The sequence below is a fragment of the Kitasatospora sp. MBT66 genome, assembly GCF_000710405.2.
Taxonomy (GTDB): domain Bacteria; phylum Actinomycetota; class Actinomycetes; order Streptomycetales; family Streptomycetaceae; genus Kitasatospora; species Kitasatospora purpeofusca.
On record NZ_JAIY01000003.1, the window covers coordinates 872,518 to 892,223 of the forward strand.

A 19,706-nucleotide genomic window follows, 5' to 3' on the forward strand; every position below is an offset into this window, starting at 1 on the left:
TCGGGCACCCGCGCCGGGCATCAGGTCCGGGCATCAGGTCCGGGCGGCGTGGATCGCGCGGCGTGGATCGCGCGGCTCTTGCGGGACTTGACGGTCTGCGGATGGAACTGGCCCAGCACCCGGTGGCGGTCGGCCGCCACGAGTTCCAGCAGCCGTGCGGCCTCGCCGTGCTGCCCGGACTCGCCCAGGTTGCAGGCGTGGTTGTGCCGGGCGGTGAGCGTGTGCGGATGGTCCGGTCCGAGGACGCGCCGGCGGTCGGCCGCCACCTGTTCCAGGAGCCGGGCCGCCTCCTCGCGGTAGCCGGCCTCACCCAGGTAGTAGGCGTGGTTGTGCCGACTGGTGAGGGTGTGCGGGTGGTCGGGCCCCAGGGCACGGTGCCGGTCGGCCGCCACCTGTTCCAGGAGCCGGGCCGCCTCCCGGTACTGCCCGGCCTCACCGAGGTTGTACGCCTGGTTGTTGCGTGCCGTGAGCGTGTCCGGGTGGGCCGCGCCCAGCAACCGGGCCCGGCCGTCGGCCACCTGCGCCAGCAGGGCGGTCGCCTCGTTGTGGCGTCCCTCCCGGCTGAGGGAGTTGGCCAGCTCGTGGGCGGTCGTCAGTTCGGCCGCGGTGGGCGGCCGGACGGCCGCGGGCGGGTACGGGGGCGGGGCCGGTGACGGGACCGGTGACGGAGGGAGGTCGAACAGGGTGGCCAGTGCGGTGGCGACCGGGGCCGACGGGGCGACCGCAGCCCGCAGCGCCCCGGCCACGGCCAGGGCCGAGGCGGGGCGGTCCCCCGGGTCCTTGGCCAGGAGTTGCAGGACGATGCGGTCGAGCCCGGCGGGCAGGTCGGGCCGGTGGTGCCGCGGTGGCACGGGTTGCTCGTTGAGATGGGCGTTCATCGCGGCGTACACGCTGTCGCGGGAGCCGAAGGGCGTCGTGCCGGTGAGGAGTTCGTACAGCACACAGCCGAGCGAGTAGAGGTCGGCGCGGCCGTCGGCCGGCAGCCCCTTGATCTGCTCCGGAGCCATGTACGCCGGGGTTCCGAGGCCGCCGCCGGTCGGGGTGAGCCGGGTGTGGCCGGCCATCAGGTAGGCGGCGATGCCGAAATCGAGGACGACGACGGCTTCCGTGCCGTCCGCCTGCCGGGACAGGAAGAGGTTCGCGGGCTTGATGTCCCGGTGCACGACGTCCACCGCGTGGGCGGCGGACAGCGCGCTGCAGATCTGCGCGGCCCACTCCACGGCCTGTACGGGGTACCACCGCTGACCCGTTCTCAGGGCTTCGGCGACGGACCGACCGGTGAGGAGGCTCATCACCAGGTAGGGCGTCGCCCGACCGGCCTCCCGGTGAATGCCGTAGTCGTACACGCCGATGATGTTCGGGTGCTCCAGCTGCGCGGTGATCCGGGCCTCCCGCTCGAAGCGGGCCTGCGCTCCGTGGTCCTCCGCGCCCTCGTGCTGGGGCAGCAGGACCTTGACGGCGACGTCCCGTCGCAGCCGGGTGTCCTGGGCACGCCAGACCTCCCCCATCCCACCGGCGCCGATCGGGCCGTCGATCCGGTACCGGTCGTTGATCAGCGCACCCTGCCGCATCCGCTCCCCCACCCCGAGTGCCGTCCGGTTCACCGTAGTGTGCGCGGGCGGCCCCGCGCACACTCGTTCGGGGATTCCGACCACCGGCCCCGGTCGCCCGCGAGCGCGGAGGTCACCGGGCCGGGGACGGCTCCGCGACGGCGGGCGCCTGCTGGACCGGCCGCCGTGCGTCCGCCGCCGCCTCGCGCACGTCCGGGTGCGGGTCCTCGGCGAGGACGGCCAGCAGTTCGGCGACCCCGGGTGTGCGCCAGTTGCGGATCGCCCACGCCAGGGACTCCCGGACGCGGTGCTCGGGATGGGCGGCGAGGTGGGCGAGTTCGGCGATCGGGCCCCGGCGGCGCCGGAGCAGCATGAACCGGTCCAGGACCGCCTCCAGCTCGGCCGGGTCGCCCGGGTCCCCGGCCGCCGCGATCCGGGCGAGCAGCACGCCGGTCGGCGGCGGCGGGCCGTCCAGCGGGTGCGGGAACCGCTCGCGCAGCCGCCGCGCCCCGTAGCCGCCGCGCACCCGGCAGCCGAAGCAGGTGCAGGGCCGGGTGCCGTGCGCGTCGGGGCAGTACCGCCAGCCCACCACCTGCGGCGCGGCGCGGACCCGGTGCACCTCCGCCCGCCCGACCGCCCTGGGCACGAACACCTCCCACCCGCGCGGGTCGTCCAGCGCCGCGATCCGCCGCACCGCCTCCGCCGCGGGGACCTCGGCCTGGGCGCTCAGGCTGCGGTCCCCGTAGGACCCGACCAGCACCGGCTGGGCGTCGTCCAACCGGACATGCACGGCCACCCGCCCGCCCCGCCGGTCGAAGCGGCCCAGCTCGCGCATCCACTGGTGGGTGAGCGTGTACGACGGCAGCACCGGGAAGCAGTACACCCCGCGTGCGCCGCCCTGGCCGTGACTGGCCGCACGGATCCCGGCCCGCCGGATGCGCGGCGCGTTCGCCGCCGCTGTGAGGTGCACAAACATCGCCATGGCTCGGCATGTTAGGCGATCGACTCCGCGGAGTCCCGGGAATTACCGGGCGCTCAGCGGTGGTTCGGCAGACCCTCCGCGAGTGGTGCGAACAGCAGGCCCCAGTTGCCCGGCAGATGGCGTACCGCTGCGGTCAGATGGAAGTGCACGACCGTCCACTCGTCGGGCCGCGCCTGCCTCCCGTGCTCCCGGACAGCGTCGAGGCAGTGGTCGACGGACTCCGGATCGTCCTCGTCGAACCCGAGCCGCTCGTACGCCCGCCGCACCTCCGGCGCCTCCTCGAACCAGTCCTCCCAGCCGGTGGCCGCGCCCAGGAGGTAGAGCAGATGGCCGCCGGACTCCGGCAGGCCGCCGCGCAGGTCCGCGGAGGCGACGACCCGGTCCGCGTCGTCGCCGGTCAGCGCCGTGCCGTCGACCGCCAGCGCCACCAGGTCCGCCCAGTAGGCCGCGTCGTGCCTGCCGGTGCGCTGCCGCATGTACTCGCTCGCGAAGGCGGCCATCGCCTTCGGATCGTCGATCAGCGGGGAGACGACCAGATCGCTGCTGTAGTCGAAGCCGAAGTAGTACCGCCGCCCGTCCAAGGTCAGCGACTCCACGCCCCCGACGTGGCCGATCCGGTCGGGCAGGGGCGGAAAGCGCTTCAGGAGGTCCTGTTCCATGCCGCGGACCCTAGCCTCCCCCACCGACATCCGACCGGCCCTGACGGCAAGGTCCCGTTCGGCAAGCTGCCGGTCGTCCGTGCGGACGACCGGCAGCTCGGCTTCGCGGCTCCGAGGGGCGCTGGCTAGCAGGGGCTGAGCCAGTAGACCCAGCCCCAGGGGGCGTGCCGGTCCTCGCTGTAGCCGCCGGGCGAGGTCCAGCCGACGTTGTGGTTGCGGTCGTAGAACCTGGCGTACAGCGTGGACCGCTGGTTGTTGATCCACGACCCGGTCCCGGCCCAAGTGATGTTGACCGGGTAGTTGCAGGTGAACAGGCGCAGCTCGTCGCCGGTGAAGTCCTCACCGCTGTACGCGCACACGTAGGTGTACGGGCAGCCTGCGGACAGCCCCGGGTTGCCCGCGGCAGCCAGGTCGCGGGCGCGTTCCTCCCCCGGCAGGGTGAGCAGCAGCTCGCCGCCGCCGCTCAGGGTGATCCTGTTGGCGGCCACCTGGCTCGCCCCGGGGGTCTTGGCGAGGTAGCCGTCGACCCGGTTCTGCAGGTTCTTGGCCTGGGAGCTGTCCAGTCCGAGGCTGCGGGCCTGGGCCGAGAAGCCCGCGCGAGCGGCGCCCGGGTCGGTAGCCGCGGTCGCGGCGGTAGCCGCGGTCGCAGCGGGGGCGACGCACACCGCCAGGGCGGCCGCGACGGCGAAGGGTACGGCCAACAGACGCTTCTTCATGGTTCCCACGTGCAGGCGTTCCATCGTGCGACCTCCTTGCGTGGTCCTTCGGAGCTCCATCGTGTCCGGGCGCGGTGGCTGGGGTCTTGTAGGAATGCGTGCCGCCGGTTGCCGCTCGGAGCCGTTGTGCGCCCCACCGGGCGGCCCGCGACCGCGTCATGGGTCCGTCAAGAACGCGCCTCCCGCCGTCATGGTGCCGTCGCGGCCGCCCGGGCACCGCGGTGGGAGCGTTCCATGGACAAGGGTTCCCCGGAGGCGGGGAACACCGGGGGTCACGCGACCGAGGCGGAGGCGAGCAGCCATGACCGGCACCACCAGCGGCACCACCAGAGTGATCGTCGGACTCAGCGGGTCCCTGGGCAGCCTCGCGGCGCTCTACCGCGCCGTGGCCGAGGCCGCCCGGCGGGAGGCCGTGCTCGTCCCGGTCGCCGCCTGGTCGGCCTCGGACGGCGACCGGCGGGGACCGCGCCCGCTGTCCGAGCTGGAGCACGCCGCCCGCCGCCGCATCGACACCGCCTTCGAGCAGGCCTTCGGCGGCTACCCGGCCGACCTGGTCGTCCACCCGCTGACGGTCCGGGGCGGCGCCGGGCCCGCGCTGGTCTCCGCCGTCACCGGACCGGACGACCGACTGGTGATCGGCACCGGCCGGCACGGCCGCCTCGGGCGGCTGCTGCCCGGTTCCGTCGTGGGCCACTGCCACGCGCACGCGACCTGCCCGGTCGTCCCCGTCTCCCCGTCCGAGCTGCTGGAGCGGCTGGAGTTCAGTGCCCGCAGCGGCGCGCCGCTCCCCTTCGCCGTCGGCCAGCACGGCGCCGGTCACGCCCTCCCCCGGCCCGTCGGCGTGCGCTGACCGCCGGGCCGGGGGTTCGGAAAACCGAACCCCCGGTTCGGGGGGCCGCACCATCGATCGGCGCGCGGCGGCCGCCCAGGATGGCGGTATGAACGGAACGACACAGACCACCGGTACCGCGGCCGCCGCGAGGGCGGACGAGCTGTACCGCGAGTACGGACGCGGCACCGCCGCGGTGCAGGCACTGCGCGGGGTGTCCGTGGCCTTCGCGCCGGGCACGTTCACCGCGGTGATGGGGCCGTCCGGCTCCGGGAAGACCACCCTGCTGCACTGCCTCGCCGGGATGGACCGGCCCACCCGGGGCACCGTCCGGTGGGGCGACACCGAGGTGTCGGGGCTGCCCGAGCGACGGTTGGCGGAGCTGCGGCGCAGCCGGGTCGGGTTCGTGTTCCAGGCCTTCAACCTGATGCCGGCCATGACGGTCGCCCAGAACGTGGAGCTGCCCGGCCGGCTGGCCGGGCAGCGGCCCGACCGGCGGCAGGTGCTGGACGCACTGGCCCGGGTCGGCCTGGCCGGGCGCGAGCGGCACCGGCCGGGACAGCTGTCCGGCGGTCAGCAGCAGCGGGTGGCGATCGCCCGTGCCCTGGTCTCCGGCCCCGAGGTGCTGTTCGCCGACGAGCCGACCGGCGCCCTGGACCGGTCCACCGGGCACGAGGTGCTGGGCCTGCTGCGGTCCGGGGTGGACCGGGACGGCCGGACCTGCGTCATGGTGACCCACGACCCGGTGGCCGCCGGGTACGCGGACCGGGTGCTGATGCTGGCCGACGGCCAGTTGGTCGACGAGTTGGAGCGCCCCACCGCCGCCGAGGTCGGCGAGCGCCTGAGCGGGCTGGGCGGGTGAGCGTGATGATCTCCCTCGTTCTCGGACAGCTGCGTCGGCGGCCAGCCGCCTTCGCCGGAACCGCGGTCGCCCTGCTGCTCGCGATCGCCGCAGTCACCCTGTTCGGCTCCCTGTTCGCCGCCGACCTCGCCACCCCGGCGGCCGTCCGGAAGGCGGCCGCCGGGCCGGGGCTGATGATCATCGCGGGGGCGTTCGGCGAGATCGCCGTCCTGGTCGCGTTTTTCGTCGTGGTCAACGCGCTGGGTTTCGCACTCCGTCAGCAGCACCGTGAGCTGGCGCTGCTGCGCACGGTCGCGGCGACGCCCCGGCAGACCCGGCGGCTGGTGCGCGGCGAGGTCCTCGTCACCACCCTGCTGGTGACCGTGCCGGGCTGGGCACTCGGCGCGGTGGCGGCCCGCTGGTTCCTCGCCGCACTCCAGCGGCGCGGCATGGCGTCGCCGGACGTGCAGGTGCCGGGGACGCCGGTGCCGATGCTGGTCGCCCTCGGTGTCGTGCTGCTCGTCGGACTGGCGGCCTCCGCCGCGGCGGCCCGGCGGATCTCCCGCATCGCGCCCGCGGCGGCGCTGACCGCGAGCTCGACCGAGCACGCGCGGACCGGTGTGCTGCGGCTGCTCGCCGGGGCCGGCGCGCTGGCGGGCGGTGTCCTGCTGCTGCGGCTGTCGGCGACGCGGCCGGCCGACCAGGTGGACAAGGCGGGGCAGGCCGCGCTGCTCGCCTCGCTGGTGCTGCTGGTCGCGGTCGCCCTGGCCGGACCGTTCGCGGCACGGGTCCTGGCGGCCGTCCTGGGCGGGCCGCTCCGGGTGCTGGCGCCCGGCGCGGGCTGGCTGGCCGACGCCAACCTGCGCGGTTACGCGCGGCGGCTGTCGTCCGCGGTGGTGCCGGTCGCCCTGCTGGTGGGGCTGTCGGGCACCATGTCGATCATGACATTCACCGCCGGGCGGGCCGCAGCGGCAGCGGGGGGCACCGCCTCCTCCGTGACCTCCGCCACCGACATCTGGCTGCGGCAGGCCGAGCTGGGGATGCTGGTCTGCTTCGCCGCGGTCTCCGTCGTCAACACCCTGGTCGCCGTGACGGCCGACCGGCGCCGGGAGTTCGCCCTGCTGCGGCTGGTGGGCGCCACCCGGCCGCAGCTGCTGCGGATGCTCTCGGCGGAGGCGGTGCTGACCACGGCGGTGGGCGTCGTCCTCGGCGCGGCGGTCGCGGGCGCCGCGACCTCGGCGTTCAGCGCCGCGGTGACGGGTTCGGCGGTGCCGCCGGTGCCGGTGGCGACCTGCGGGTGGATCGTGGCGGGCGCGGCGGCGCTGGTCCTGCCGGGGATCCTGGTGACCGGCCGCTGGGCGGTCGGCGGACCGGCGGCGCAGCTGGTGGGCGGCGGCCGTGACTGAGCGTGCCGAGGGCCCGGCCGACGACACGGCCGACGACACAGGCAGGGGCGCGCGCCGGGGCGCCGCACCCGGGTGGCGGCGCCACCTCGCCGTCCGGGTCGGGGACTGGGCCTTCGCGGTCCTCGGGCTGCCGGTCGCGCTGCTCGGCGGGCTGTGCGCCATCGCGGTCCTGTACGCGGGAGTCCTGCTCTCGCTGACGGTGGTCGGCCTGCCGTTCGTCGCCCTCGCGCTGCTGGGTGTGCGCCGGCTCGGCGCACCGCAGCGGTGGCTGGTGGACCGGCTGCTCGGCGAACGGATCGAGGCGCCGGCCCCGCTGCCCCGCCCGGCGGGGGTACTGGCCCGGGGCCGGGCGGTGCTCACCGATCCGGTCGCCTGGCGGGTGCTGCTCCACCTGGTGCTGCGCCTGCCGTTGGGCGTGCTCGGATTCGCGGCCGCCGTGCTGCTTCCGCTCGGCGGCGGGTGGCTGGTCGGCTTCCCGCTCTGGATCCGGCTGCTGGAACCCGGCCCCCGGACGGCCGGCTGGCCCGAGTTCGTCGCCGTGCCCCTGGGCCTGGTGCTGCTGGCCTCGGCGCCTGGTGCGGTCCGGGCGCTCAGCGGGGTGAACCGGCGGCTGGCCCGGGTCCTGCTCGGACCGGTCCGCACGCAGCAGCGCGTACGACAGCTGGAGAACGCCCGCACCGGGCTGATCGCGGCCAACACCGACCGGCTCCGCGGCCTGGAGCGCGATCTGCACGACGGCACACAGGCGCGGCTGGTCGCGCTGGCGATCACGCTCGCGCTCGCCGAGGACGCGCTCGGCCCCGAGAGAGCGCCCACGCCGAACCCGTCCGCCCCCGCGGACACCGCCCGGCTGCGCGCCCTCGTCACCCGCGCCCGCGGGCAGACGGACGACACCATCGCCGAGCTCCGCCTGCTCACCCGGGGCATCCACCCGGTGACGCCGGAGGGCGGCCTCGGCGAGGCCCTGCCCGGTCTCACCGCGACCTGCCCGGTACCGGTCGACCTCCGGCTGGACCTGCGCCAACGACCGGAGCCGGCGATCGAACAGGCGGTCTACTACTGCGTCGCCGAGCTGCTCACCAACATCGCCAAGCACAGCGGGGCCCGCTCGGCGGAACTCGCGGTGCGCGCCGCCGACGGCCGGGTCCGGGTGCTGGTGCGCGACGACGGCCGGGGCGGGGCGGCCCCCGGCGGCGGAGCTGCGCCCGGCGGCGGCAGCGGCCTGGCCGGTCTGACCGAGCGGCTGGCGGCGGTGGACGGGGTGCTGCGGGTGGACAGCCCGCCCGGCGGGCCCACCACGGTCACGGCCGAGCTCCCGACGACCCTGTGAGCCGCCGTCACCCCTCCTGGTCGGCCAGGTACGCGAGCACCGCCTTCACCCGCCGGTTGTCGACGTCCGTGGCGGGCAGGTCGAACTTGGTGAAGACGGCGGCCACGTGCTTCTCCACCGCCCGCTCGGACACCACCAGCAGCGCGGCGATCGAACGGTTGGAGTGGCCCTGCGCCATCAGCTCCAGCACCTCGCGCTCGCGCGGCGTCAGGCTGTCCACCGGGCGCCGCCGCGCGCCGCGCATCAACCGGGTGACCACCTCCGGGTCGAGTGCCGTGCCACCGTCGGCGACCCGGTGCAGCGCGTCCATGAACTCCGAGGTCCGGGCCACGCGTTCCTTCAACAGGTAGCCGATCCCCGCGGCGCCGCCCGCCAGCAACCGGGCCGCCCAGGTCGTCTCGACGTGCTGGGAGAACACCAGGATGCCCACCCCCGGGTCGGTCGAACGGATCTCGACGGCGGCCCGGATCCCCTCGTCGGTGTGGGTGGGCGGCATCCGGATGTCCACCACGGCGACGTCCGGCCGGTGCTCCGCCACCGCGGCGAGCAGCTCGGGCGCCGTCCCGGCCGTCGCCACCACCTCGCACCCCCGCGCGCCGAGCAGCTCGACCATGCCGTCCCGGAGGACGACGGAGTCCTCGGCCAGTACCACGCGCAACCGCTTGTCGATCATGAAGCCATTATCGGGTCCGCCCGATCCGGCCGGGAGCCGCAGGTGGGCGGGCCGGATCGGGCGGGCAGATCTCGTCGGTCAGGAATCATTCGTCCCTACGGCGCATCGTGCCGATGAACCCCACGATCGGAACGAGCAGGACGGATGCCCGGCCCAGAGAACCTCGTAGGACCGGGAACCACGCATTGTGCAAACCCATCAAGGGTGGCGGCGCCTCTTCTGCCGCTCTCAGGAGATCCAAGGTCTCGTACTCGAGCCAGCGACGGCCGGTGGTGCCGTCGGGCTCTGCCACCACACAACTCTCAGTGACGGAAAGCAGCTCCTCATAAGCCGTGAGGTGATGTCGGACGACGCACTGCTCCGGTGGTACACCCAGGAGGAGCATGCGCGCATCGGACTCCATCAGTCTCCCGAGCGGCGACTCCGGACCGAACGCGTATCCGATGTGGCTTTCAATCAGGGCATGCTCAGCCATCAGATGATCGGCGTCCCGGCCCAGGGCGACGAAGGACTGCTGGGGATGGCGGCTGCGGACGCTTCCCGGTAACTGGCGCAGGAGTTCGGCCAGACGCCCCGCCCGCGCGGAGACCGGCGTACGGTCGGGGTCGAAGGGCGGCATAGCGTCGCGGTAGGCCGCGGCGGCCTCCGGTGTCAGTCCTTCGAGGGCGCGTCGGGTGAACGGTGAACGGAGGGAGTTCTCGGGGGTCGCGGCCGACATCACCAGGGTGCCTTGCTCACCGAGCACGTCCAGTAGCGCGGTGAGAAGCCGCTCCGGGTGGACCTCCGGTCCCAGTTCCTGGTCGTCGACCTCGACCAGGAGCAGTTCGCCCTGCCGGACGCCGAGTTGGCGGAGCCGTGTACGGAGTTCGGCAACGGAGTAGCCGGAGGCACTGTTCCGGGGAATACTACGCGTGCCTACTGCCCGCAGCAGCCCGATGATCTCAGGGGCCGTACGCCCGGGCAGGCCCAGCCACGCCTGCTCGCTCCGACGCTCCTCATCACGCACGAGGAAGGGCATGAAGGCCCGCACCGTCCCGGCCGCGGCGCTGTCGGTCAGCTCCCGGTACAACTCGTCGGACACCACGATGGCGATCGGGGAGTCCGGGTCCTGGTCCAGGACGGCACGGCCCTCCTTCGTACCCAGCAGCGTGACGGCTCGTTGCAACGGCCTCAGGTCGTCCGCAACCCAGCTACCCGCGTCGGCCTCGAAAACAGCGACACACAGTTGCGTCCGGTCCGCCCGGGACGCTGTCTCCGTGCGGCGCAGTGCCTCGACGTTGGTGCGGAGCTCGGGGAGGTGGTCGGTGAACAACGCAGCCACCGGAATCGACCTGTCCCAGAGATTGACCTGTCCGCCGGGGAACGACCGAGTGACGAGAGGCGTCCGCACGTCCTCGGCCCAGCTCCGGGACCGCGGCAGGTCCGCCAGCCGGGCAAACCGGTCCGACCAGACCCACAACGGATCCGCCCGCCCGGCGGCGGTGTACGCCGTGGCGCGTCTTCGGCCGGCCGACTCGTCCGTGAGCACCACCGGGATCCGGAACAGCACCGCACAGGCCGTGCCCGATCCCGGGGCGGGGACCACACCGACATCCGGGGTCAGGTTCAGCAGGTGGTCGAGCCGGGCCCCTCCGGTGCGGTCGAGCAGGAACACGATCCGGAGCCTGGCAGAGGTCCGGTCCGGAACGGCAAGGCTCTCGACCGCTGGTCCGTCACCGGTGACCGTCCGGACATCGATCAGCGCACGAATCCCTCCGTCCGCCCGTCGACAGGAGAAGTCCCACCGGCCCTCGTCTCCCCCGGTCTCCCTGACCAGGGTGAACGCCGGTTCCAGGAAGTCCTTGAGCGAGTTCGCGAGAGACCGGCTCAGCTGAGCGGGATTCCACGCGCCGGCCGCCGTCAGGTCCCGGCCGTGGGCGAAGGACACCAAGGCCCGCATCAGTTCCCGGTCCTTCCGCGGGATCCCCGCGTTGCAAGCCTTCAACTCCGCCGCGACCGCCTCGTAGGCATGTCGAACCGCCGGGTCGAGGAAATCCTCCGCCAAGCGGTTGCGCAGCAGCGCCAACGGCGCTGCCGGGCCGAGGAACCACAGGCCCGGGTCGGACGCCGAGCTGCGGGTGTGCTCCTGGGCCAGTACCCGGTCGACCGTGTCCAGCTCCAGCACGTCGGGGCCGCCGATCAGGCCCTGCGCCGCCAGGCGCGCGAGTCGTACCGCGAGACTGCCGTCACGTTCGGGGAGGAGCGACCGGCTCACCAGAACGGACAGCCCGTACCCCGCGCCCAGCGTCTCCAAGTCCAGTGCCCGGGCCAGTTGCGGCGCGCCCGCGCCGTCCAGGAGCAGCACCGTCGGGGCGTTGCCCCGTGCCCGCAGAATCCTCGCGAGGTCGCCGAACGGCAGAACGGCGACCGGTCCTTGCAGGTACACGAGCAGTGAGTCCTCTGCCAGGGCGGAGGACTGTTCGATCGCCGTCAGGATCGCCGCGGGATCCGCAGGGTCGAACAGCACCCGGCACCGGTCGGGGCCGAGACCCCAGCTGGTCGGCGAGGTCAGCACCTCGTGGAGTGCGTCCAGTCCCGCTCGGTCTCGTGGACGCGCGAGGAGCCCGATGAGCACCGCCGCGCTCCGGGCCGGGTCGGGGAACCTCGGGGTGGCCGGTACCTCGGGCTCGACGGGAGCCACGGCCGTACCAAGACGCGGCCTCCGCCCCGCCTCCAACAGCGCCCCGATCTCCGCCGAGGCCACCGCGAACGGCCGCAGGTCCGGCGGCAATTGCTCCGCGTCCGCGACCGCAATCCCCTCCAGTGCCCGCGCCGCCCCCGGGTGCCGGGAGGCGATGTGGCGGGTCAGGGCGGACTGGACGGTCCAGGCGTCGTGGCGGGTGAGTCTGGGGGCCAGGGCTTCGCGGGCCTCGGGGCGGATCGTCAGGACCACGGACCCGTCGTCGCTGCGGAGGTCGAACAGTCCGGAGGTCAGGACCTCGGCGAGGTCCTCCGTGCCGGCCTCCGGCACCACCTCCTGCCGGACGAGCCGCAGCAGAGGGAGGCTCAACCGGCCGAACGGACTGCACAGGGCGGCCATCCGCCGGGCCTCCGGGGACGCGGTGTGCAGGAAGGCGGCGATGCGTCGATGGGTGTCCTCGGGCTCCGGTTCGCCCTCGGGGAGGAAGGGCGAGGTGAGGGTGCCGCTCGCGGGGACGAGCACCGCGTCGAAGCCCGCGGGGGCGCCGCGCATCATGCCGTTCGCCCAGCGGCCCAGCGAGTGCGGGGTGAAGGACAAGGTGGGCAGGGGCACCCAGCCCGCGTCGGCGCCGAACAGGGCTGTGAGCATCAGGGGGACGGCGTGGTCGAGCTCGGTGTTGCGGCCCGGTCGGACGCGGTGCCGGGCGCGGACGGCCGGCAGGTCGAGGGCGGTGCGGTTCCAGAGCCGCCCGGGCAGCGGGTTGAGCAGGGCGACCGGCCCGGTGGTGCCCCAGTGTCGCAGTAGGCGCCAGACCTCCCCGTCGTGCCAAGCGGGGGCCGCGCAGTCGGAGAGGACCACGACGAGCCGGCGGGTGCCCGCCAGGCGTCCGTGGGCCACCGGTCGGCCGTGGAGGTCCTCGACGGCCGCTTCGGGGCCGGGGTCGAGCCGGAGCGAGGTGATCCGGCGGAAGGCTCCGAGGCCGGCCAGGAGGGTGGTGAACTCGTCCGCGCTGTCCTGCCAGATCGCCATCGTCGGTGAGGAGTCGGTCAGGACGACAGCCTCGAACCACGGTTCGGGGGCGGGGCGGAAGACCGGCGCGAGGTCGCCGTCGCGGGCGTAGGCGGCCATGGTCGCGCCGAAGTCGAGGACCTGCCGGGGGCCGTGCGGATAGCGGCGTTTGAACGGGCGCAGGGCGCGTCCGAGTTCCAGCGCGTGCGGCAGGGCGCGGGCGGCGGCCACCCGGACCCGAACGCCGGTCGGTGCGGATCCGGCCGCGAGGCCGTCGTAGACGGGCGGCCCGGCCTCCGGCGGGTCCGCTTCGGGGAGGTCCTCCGCTGCGGGAGCGTCGGGGTCGGTCGGCCGTGACGGGGCCGGGGCCGGTGGCGGGGTGGTGGCGAGCGGTGATTCCGGGACCGCTCCGGACGGTACCCGGCCGGCGGCGAGCCACAGCGCGTCCGCGAGGGCGGCGGGGTCGGTGTCCGGTGGCAGGAACCGGCTGAGCGCCGTCAGAAGGTCGGCCGTGCGGTCAGGCACCGGAGAGGTCCCGGAGCAGGAGTCCGAGCAGCCGGTCGAGCTGTGCCCGGTCCGGCGCGTCGGGGTCCGTCACCAGGCGGACGGCGTTGAGCAGTTGGTCGATCGCCAGGTTGTCGCCCCGGGCCACCCGGTCGGCGAACTCGGTGATGAGCCCCTCCGCGGGTACGAGGTCCGGGCCGGCCAGGCTCAGGTGGGCGGCCACGGCGCGGCGCAGGGTGTCGGCCGTCGGCTTCGGCATGTCGAAGCGGACGCAGCGCCGCAGGAAGGGCGCCGGGAAGTCGCGTTCGCCGTTGCTGGTCAGCACGATGAACGGGAAGGTGGTGCACCGGACCCGGCCGTCCACGACGGTGGCGGTCTCCCGGGAGTCCCACTCGCGGACCTCGACCTCGCGCCGCGCGTGGCGGACGAGCTCGGGGATCTCGAACGCCCCGCTCTCCAGGACGTCGAGGAGGTCGGTCGGCAGGTCGATGTCGCTCTTGTCGATCTCGTCGACGAGCAGTGCCCGCGGCCTGTTCCCGCTCGGGAGCAGCGCGGTGCCCAGCGGGCCGAGTTGCAGGAACGGCGCGATGTCGGGAAGGCCGTCCGCCGAGGTCTCCTGGACGCGGACGGCGTGGATGTGGCCGAGGGCGTCGTAGCGGCAGAGGGCCTCGGGGAGGGTGCTGCGCGAGGTGATGTGCCACTTGAGTACGGGGCCCAGCTTGAGTTCGGCGGCGACCTGGGCGATCACCGACGACTTGCCGGTGCCGGTGTTCCCGGTGATCAGCAGCGGCCGGTGCAGGTACAGCGCGGCGTTGACCGCGTCGGTCAGTCCTTCCGGCGGCTGGAAGGCCCGGTGCGGTTCCTCGCCGTCGAACCGGCGCCAGGGCGGCGGCGGCGCGAAGGTCACGTCGCGTGGCTCGCCGTCGCCGCGGTAGTAGCTCTGCCAGGACATCAGGTGCTCCTCGGGGCCGGGGCGTCGGTCGGTGGTGCGATCGGAGAAGTCGGGGTGGTGGGAGGTACCGGTGCCATGGGCGGCGCCGGGTGCCGGTCGTACCGGCCGCAGAAGTCGAGCCAGTCGAGGTCGTGCCAGGCGGTGCGCAGCGCGGCCAGTCGGAGCAGGTGGGCGTCGGTCACCGGGGCCGGGTCGCCGCCGGCCTGCATCTTGTAGCGGTAGGCCGCGCCGAACCCGTCGGGCAGGCCGTCCCACAGGTGGTCCAGGCAGCCCCATCCCTCCCCGGTCGGCTCGGTGTCCCGGTGCGGCCACAGCACGATGGGGGTGTAGGGCAGGAACGCGGTGACGAGTTCCAGCAGCCGGGGCACCGGTACCGGCTCGGTGAGGCCGACTGCGCGTTGGTAGCGGCCCCGGGTGAGGTCAGCGAAGAGTTGCTCCGGTCCGGTCCGTCCGGGGTCCACCCAGTCGACCGGGACGCCGTCGTCGAGCGGCTTCTGCTCCAGCTGCTCCAGCTGGCTCCGGGCCTCCCGGTTGATGCCCCGCAGATGGCCGCGTTCCACGAGCCGTCCGGCCCAGCGCAGGGTCACCGTGCGGGTGACGCCGAGGAGGCGGCGGCCGACGAGCACCTCCTCCGGATGCCAGTCGACCAGGACGGGGGCGTGCGCCACCAGGTCGACGAAGGCGACGGGCGAGCGTCCGGGCAGCAGTGCGTCCGCCCAGTCGAGGATGTCCGGCAGCGCCCGCTCGACACCGTCCCGGTCGGGCCGGCAGTCGAAGTGGCGGTGGTGGACGCAGTCCGGTCCCTCGCGCAGGCAGACCGAGAGGGAGTCGGGCCAGTCGACCTGCGCGGCGTCCAGGCTGATGACCAGTCGGCGGCCCCGGTCCCCGGCCGGCCCGTCGCCGTGCTGGGCCAGCGCGTCGTTGAGGGCGATCTCGGCCCCGGTCCGCCGGGCCCAGTCCCGGATTCGGGGGTCCTGCGGGTCGGCGCCGCAGGCGTGGGCACCGGCGACCAGGTACCAGGCGACCGCCGCGTACACCGAGGCGCCGCCGGCCGCGCCGGAGGCCCGGAGCGCCGCGTGCTCGAGCAGGTACTGCAACAGGGCCCGGCCGGTCAGGGCGCTCGGCGGCCGGACCGGTTCGGGGATCACTCCGGCCCACCGGCGGTTGAACCCGGCCGCCAGCCGGCGCAGCACCGGGCTGGTCAGAGCCGGTCCCGCCACGTCGACGAGCAGGGCGACGGACTGCATGGACGCGATGACGGCCTCGGCGGTCTCCTGCACCCGCCACGCTCCTGCGGCGGCGGCGCGGTCCGCGAGCGCGGACAGGGCCCGAAGGTCGCGCGGCGGCGGTCCCGGCGGTGCGTCGGGCCATTCGGCCAGCGCCGCGGCGAGGTCGGCGGCGCCGAACCCGCTCGGGCTCGCGGCCTGCTGGCGCGGCGGCCACTGCCGGTTCCGGGCGAGCCAGAGCGTGTGGCCGTCGCCGTTGTAGGTGAACCCGGCGACGGTCTGCTTCTCCGCCACCGCTCCGGCGACCGCCTCCCGGACGGCGTCGAAGGACAGGAACTCCTCCCCCGTCGGCAGTCCGCGTCCGAGCACGGCGGCGAGTCGGTGGCTGAGGCCCAGGGCGTACGCCTTCTCCAGGGCCGAACAGGCCGCGAGCACCGAGACCCGCAGGCCCCCGACCCCGAAGCCCGCGGCCAGCTCCTTCACGTCCGGCATTCCGGCCGCCGCATGGCAGGTGTCGACGACCACCACGACGCCGGCCACACCGGGATGGTTGGCGGCCGTGGTGACCGCCGCCCCGATGTCCACGCAGTCGAGGGCCCGGCCCTCCTCGCTGTCGGCGGCCATGTACCAGAGCTTCGGCGAGCCCTGCGCCGTCTGGCCGTGGCCGAGGAAGGCGAGCACCAGGGTCGCCCCGGCCTCGCCGGCCGCGCGGGTCGCCGCGCGGACCGCGTCGTCGATCTCCCGGCGCCGCACCGTTCCCGAGCGCAGCCGGAGCGCGTCGGCCCCCGGGCTGGGGACGCATCCTCCGACCGCCGGATCGGTGAGCGCCGCGTAGAGCTCCTCGGCCGCCGTTTCGAGGGTCGGCAGCCCGTTGTCCGCGCCGTTCGACTGGGTGGCGACCAACAGGAGGTGTCGGACCGGCGCCGGTAGCGCCTCGCTCATGCGCGGGGCGCCGGCTCGGCCAGCGTCCTCAGCACGGTCGCGGCCACCTCCCGTCGGCGCAGGTAGACGGTGGCGTCGTGGGGCCAGAGCAGGGCCGACTCCATCCGGTCGGAGACCGGTCCGACGCCCCGCGCGTTGGGAACGACCGCCTTGGCGAGCCGGCGCTTCGGCACCACGAGGTCGTCGCTGTCCCGGAAGTCGGCCCACGCGGCGACGGTCGCCGGGGTCGCGGGGGGCCGGGGGCGCAGGAGCGGCCACACGACCGCATGGGTGGTGATCGGCGAGCCGAGGGTGACGAACAGCGGGACGGGGCCCGGGTATTCGGACAGTGCCTCCAGCGCGACCACGGTCCCGAGCGAGTGGGCGACCACGATCGCCGGGCGGGACGGGTCGAGACGGGCCAGGATCCGGTCGCGGATCCGCCGGTCCAGGGTCAGGCCGGCGGCGTCCGGGTAGCCGCGGCGCAGGTAGCGGCCCGGCTGGGAGAGGATCCGCAGGAAGGCACCGCGGCTGAGTGCCCGCGCGCCCAGGTGCAGGCCGGGGATCGCGCCGACCGAGGCGAGGCCGGTCGCGAGCAGCCGGCCCACGTGCCCGACACCCTGAGCGTCGTCGAGCGGCCCGAGCTGCCGACGCAGGCGGCGGAGCCGGACGTTCTGCCGGTGCTCCGGGAGTTCGAGGAGTTCGTCCAGGAACTCGGTCATCAGCGCCAGCATGATCGCGGCCTGTTCCTCGTCGGCGGCCTCCGGGGAGTCGGCGCCCTGGGCTCCCTCGGACGCGAACAGGTCGCCGTAGTAGGCGAAGGAGCAGTCGGCGGAGCGGCCTTCGATCAGCGCCTCGGCCTCCGGGGCGAGGCCCGCCCCCTGCGCGCCCTCGGCCAGCGCCTGCTTCCACTCGGCGAGTGTCGCCTCCGGGTCGCGGGGACCTCCGATGCCGTGCACGAAGACCAGCTGCGGAACCGGTCGATCGATCGCCATTTCGCTCCCACCCGCCCGCACGTGCCGTGTCCCGCCCCCGCCCGGCAGCCGCCGTACGGTTCGGCCGGGCGAGGAGAACGGTACCAACCACCCTTCGGGCCAAGGAAACTGTCGATCCGGGACGGGACCGGAGTGACAGGGGAGGTGCAAGGGAGAGGAGGGACGGCCGATCCGTGCCCGGACCGGTTCGGGATACTGCCGGGATGACAAACGAACTGACGGCCCGGCCGGAGACAGTGGCGGCCGGGGACGGGGAGCGTCGGGCACTGCGGCGCGATGTGTCGGGGCCGGCGCTGCTGGCGGGCCTGGTGTGTGTCGCGGTGTCGTTCTCCGGGCCCCTGGTGGTGGTGCTCGCGGCGGCGGCCGCCGGGCGGCTGGACACGGCGCAGACGGCCTCCTGGATCTGGGCGGTGGCGATCGGCAGCGGCGTGAGCGGGTTCGCGCTGAGCTGGTGGACGCGGACGCCGGTGGTCACCGCCTGGTCGACGCCCGGGGCCGCGCTGCTGGTGACCAGCCTGGGCGACTACCCGTACCGGGAGGCGATCGGGGCGTTCCTGGTGAGCGCGGTGACGGTGACGCTGTTCGGAGTGACCGGGTGGTTCGGGCGGCTGATCGCCGCAGTGCCGGTGGGGATCGTGAACGCCATGCTGGCGGGCATCCTGTTCTCCTTCGGCGCCGGGATCTTCGGTGCCGTGCACAGCGCGCCGACGCTGGTGGTCGGCGCCTTCGCGGCGTTCCTGGTGGCCAAGCGGTTCGCGCCCCGGTACGCCGTGCCGGTGGCGCTGCTGGCCGGCGGGGTGCTGGCGGCGCTGACGGTCGGGCTGCCGCTTCACCTGGGTTCGGGCGGGCCGACGGTGCCGGTGCTGACGGCGCCGGCGTTCTCCTGGTCCGCCCTGGTCGGTCTGGCGCTGCCGCTGACGATCGTGGCCCTGGCCTCGCAGAACGCGCCGGGTCTCGGGGTGATGCGGGCCTTCGGCTACCGGGCGGACGACCGGCTGCTGATCGGTTCGACCGGCGCGATATCGGTGCTGATGGCGCCGTTCGGTTCGCCGGGGGTCAATCTGGCCGCGATCACGGCGGCGATCTGCTCGGGCCCGGAGGCGCATCCGGACCCGCGCCGCCGGTATGTGGCGGGGATGTCCTCGGGTGCGCTGTACGTGCTGGTGGGCAGCTTCGGCGGGGTGCTGGTGAGCCTGTTCACCGGACTGCCGAAGGAACTGATCGCGGTGATCGCCGGGGTCGCGCTGCTGGCCTCGCTCCAGGGCAGCCTCGCGGCGGCGGTCGCCGAGGAGCGCGGGCGGGACGCAGCGATGGTGACGTTCCTGGCGAGCGCCTCGGGGATGAGCCTGTTCGGGATCGGATCGGCTTTCTGGGGGCTGGTGTTCGGTCTGGGCACCCACCTGGTCCTGGACGCCCGGCGGTAGCGGTATCGGCGGCAGGCGACGGGCGGGGCCCGGGAGTGCGCGACACCGGAGGGGCGTGCACGAATCGTTCCGCTCCCCGGGAGGCGCCCGGGTCGGGCCCGTCCGAGGCCGGTCCGAGGTGCCGCGGCCGTCCGCCGAGGCCCGTCCGGCCAGGCGCCACCGGCCCGGACCGGGCGAAACCGGCGTGCGGGAGCGCGGTCCCGGGCCGGGCGCGACACCGGGCGCCATCCGCCCGGCCTTGGCAGGGATCACCGCGACGGCGGACGCTCTGTGCACAGCCGATCATCGGCTGATCCCAACGCACCAGTCAGCCCCGGGAGGGCACCCATGTCGTTCTCGCGCACCCGCATCGCCGCCGTCGCCCTGCTCGTCGCCGGCGCCACCGCCCTGGCCGTCCCGGCCCAGGCCGCCGGCGGCAACCGGGCGCTCAGCCGGTTCGACGACGGCAGCTTCGAGACGCCCAAAGCCCCCGTCAACTCCTTCACCCCGCTGACCGCCGGTCAGACCATCGGCCCGTGGCGCGTCGCGAGCGGCAGCGTCGACCTGATCGGCGCCGGCTTCTGGCAGGCCGCCGAGGGCGACCAGTCGGTGGACCTCAACGGAACCAGCGCCGGCACCGTCACCCAGAGCTTCACCACCGTCCCGGGCGCCACCTACTCGGTCACCTACTCCCTGGCCGGCAACCCGGCGGGCGCCCCGGCCCTGAAGACCGGCCGGGCGCTGATCGACGGCCAGAACTTCCAGGACTTCTCCTTCGACGTCACCGGCCGGACCTTCGCCGCCATGGGCTACGTGGGCCGTCAGTTCACCTTCGTCGCCCAGGGCGCGTCGACCACCCTGGGCTTCACCAGCACCGTCGGCGGGTCGTACGGGCCGGTCGTCGACGACGTGCAGGTGAAGGAGTGCAAGCCCTGTTGCGGCTGACCGGTCCGACGGCCCGACGTCCACCGAGCAGCCGGGTGCCCGGCCGGTCGGTGGACGTCGGGCCGTCGGTGACCCCCGGAGCGGCT

15 protein-coding genes are annotated in these 19,706 nt (G+C 74.5%); 6 read left to right on the forward strand and 9 right to left on the reverse strand.

Annotation, left to right across the window (positions count from 1 at the left end):
• Positions 1 to 20 precede the first annotated feature (20 nt).
• The 4 genes from BI06_RS05935 to BI06_RS05950 form a co-directional block, all read right to left on the reverse strand.
• Positions 21 to 1,604, reverse strand: a complete 1,584-nt coding sequence (locus tag BI06_RS05935) for a tetratricopeptide repeat protein (RefSeq protein WP_055731112.1) — start codon at positions 1,602 to 1,604, stop codon at positions 21 to 23.
• A gap of 79 nt (positions 1,605 to 1,683) precedes the next feature.
• Positions 1,684 to 2,532 carry a HEAT repeat domain-containing protein gene (locus tag BI06_RS05940; protein ID WP_199523235.1) on the reverse strand — a complete coding sequence of 283 codons (849 nt, stop codon included), beginning with the start codon at positions 2,530 to 2,532 and terminating at the stop codon, positions 1,684 to 1,686.
• A gap of 53 nt (positions 2,533 to 2,585) precedes the next feature.
• Entirely contained in the window at positions 2,586 to 3,191 is a 606-nt protein-coding gene (locus BI06_RS05945; protein WP_051740292.1) for a hypothetical protein, read from the reverse strand.
• 125 nt (positions 3,192 to 3,316) lie between these two features.
• A complete protein-coding gene (locus BI06_RS05950; RefSeq protein WP_051740293.1) occupies positions 3,317 to 3,931 on the reverse strand; it encodes a peptidase inhibitor family I36 protein in 615 nt (204 codons plus the stop codon).
• 277 nt (positions 3,932 to 4,208) lie between these two features.
• On the opposite strand from BI06_RS05950, the gene BI06_RS05955 reads away from it, so the two are divergent.
• From BI06_RS05955 to BI06_RS05970, 4 genes are all read left to right on the forward strand, one after another.
• Positions 4,209 to 4,757 carry a universal stress protein gene (locus BI06_RS05955; RefSeq protein WP_063764282.1) on the forward strand — a complete coding sequence of 183 codons (549 nt, stop codon included), beginning with the start codon at positions 4,209 to 4,211 and terminating at the stop codon, positions 4,755 to 4,757.
• Between the two features lie 88 nt (positions 4,758 to 4,845).
• Positions 4,846 to 5,598 carry an ABC transporter ATP-binding protein gene (locus BI06_RS05960; RefSeq protein ID WP_043465549.1) on the forward strand — a complete coding sequence of 251 codons (753 nt, stop codon included), beginning with the start codon at positions 4,846 to 4,848 and terminating at the stop codon, positions 5,596 to 5,598.
• Between the two features lie 5 nt (positions 5,599 to 5,603).
• Positions 5,604 to 6,983, forward strand: a complete 1,380-nt coding sequence (locus tag BI06_RS05965; protein ID WP_043466297.1) for an ABC transporter permease — start codon at positions 5,604 to 5,606, stop codon at positions 6,981 to 6,983.
• The gene (locus tag BI06_RS05970; RefSeq protein ID WP_051740294.1) at positions 6,976 to 8,313 is read left to right on the forward strand and encodes a sensor histidine kinase; all 1,338 of its coding nucleotides are present in this window, start codon (positions 6,976 to 6,978) and stop codon (positions 8,311 to 8,313) included. Before BI06_RS05965 ends, BI06_RS05970 begins: the two co-directional genes overlap by 8 nt.
• A 7-nt stretch (positions 8,314 to 8,320) precedes the next feature.
• Here BI06_RS05970 and BI06_RS05975 read toward each other — a convergent pair whose 3' ends face one another.
• The 5 genes from BI06_RS05975 to BI06_RS05995 form a co-directional block, all read right to left on the reverse strand.
• On the reverse strand, positions 8,321 to 8,986 hold the full coding sequence (locus tag BI06_RS05975; protein WP_030395458.1) for a response regulator transcription factor: 666 nt from the start codon (positions 8,984 to 8,986) through the stop codon (positions 8,321 to 8,323).
• An 85-nt stretch (positions 8,987 to 9,071) separates the two neighbouring features.
• A complete protein-coding gene (locus BI06_RS55065) occupies positions 9,072 to 13,199 on the reverse strand; it encodes an SAV_2336 N-terminal domain-related protein (RefSeq protein WP_051740295.1) in 4,128 nt (1,375 codons plus the stop codon).
• Complete coding sequence (locus BI06_RS05985) at positions 13,192 to 14,130, reverse strand: MoxR family ATPase (RefSeq protein ID WP_043465551.1); 939 nt, start codon at positions 14,128 to 14,130, stop codon at positions 13,192 to 13,194. The genes BI06_RS55065 and BI06_RS05985 overlap by 8 nt, the downstream gene beginning before the upstream one ends.
• A complete protein-coding gene (locus BI06_RS05990; protein WP_043465553.1) occupies positions 14,130 to 16,298 on the reverse strand; it encodes a hypothetical protein in 2,169 nt (722 codons plus the stop codon). The genes BI06_RS05985 and BI06_RS05990 overlap by 1 nt, the downstream gene beginning before the upstream one ends.
• The gene (locus BI06_RS05995; RefSeq protein WP_043465555.1) at positions 16,295 to 17,272 is read right to left on the reverse strand and encodes an alpha/beta hydrolase; all 978 of its coding nucleotides are present in this window, start codon (positions 17,270 to 17,272) and stop codon (positions 16,295 to 16,297) included. Before BI06_RS05995 ends, BI06_RS05990 begins: the two co-directional genes overlap by 4 nt.
• Before the next feature lie 203 nt (positions 17,273 to 17,475).
• Here BI06_RS05995 and BI06_RS06000 point away from each other — a divergent pair, with 203 nt between their 5' ends.
• Positions 17,476 to 18,696, forward strand: a complete 1,221-nt coding sequence (locus BI06_RS06000; protein ID WP_043465557.1) for a benzoate/H(+) symporter BenE family transporter — start codon at positions 17,476 to 17,478, stop codon at positions 18,694 to 18,696.
• A 327-nt stretch (positions 18,697 to 19,023) separates the two neighbouring features.
• Positions 19,024 to 19,620, forward strand: a complete 597-nt coding sequence (locus BI06_RS06005) for a choice-of-anchor C family protein (protein ID WP_030395464.1) — start codon at positions 19,024 to 19,026, stop codon at positions 19,618 to 19,620.
• Positions 19,621 to 19,706: the final 86 nt, after the last annotated feature.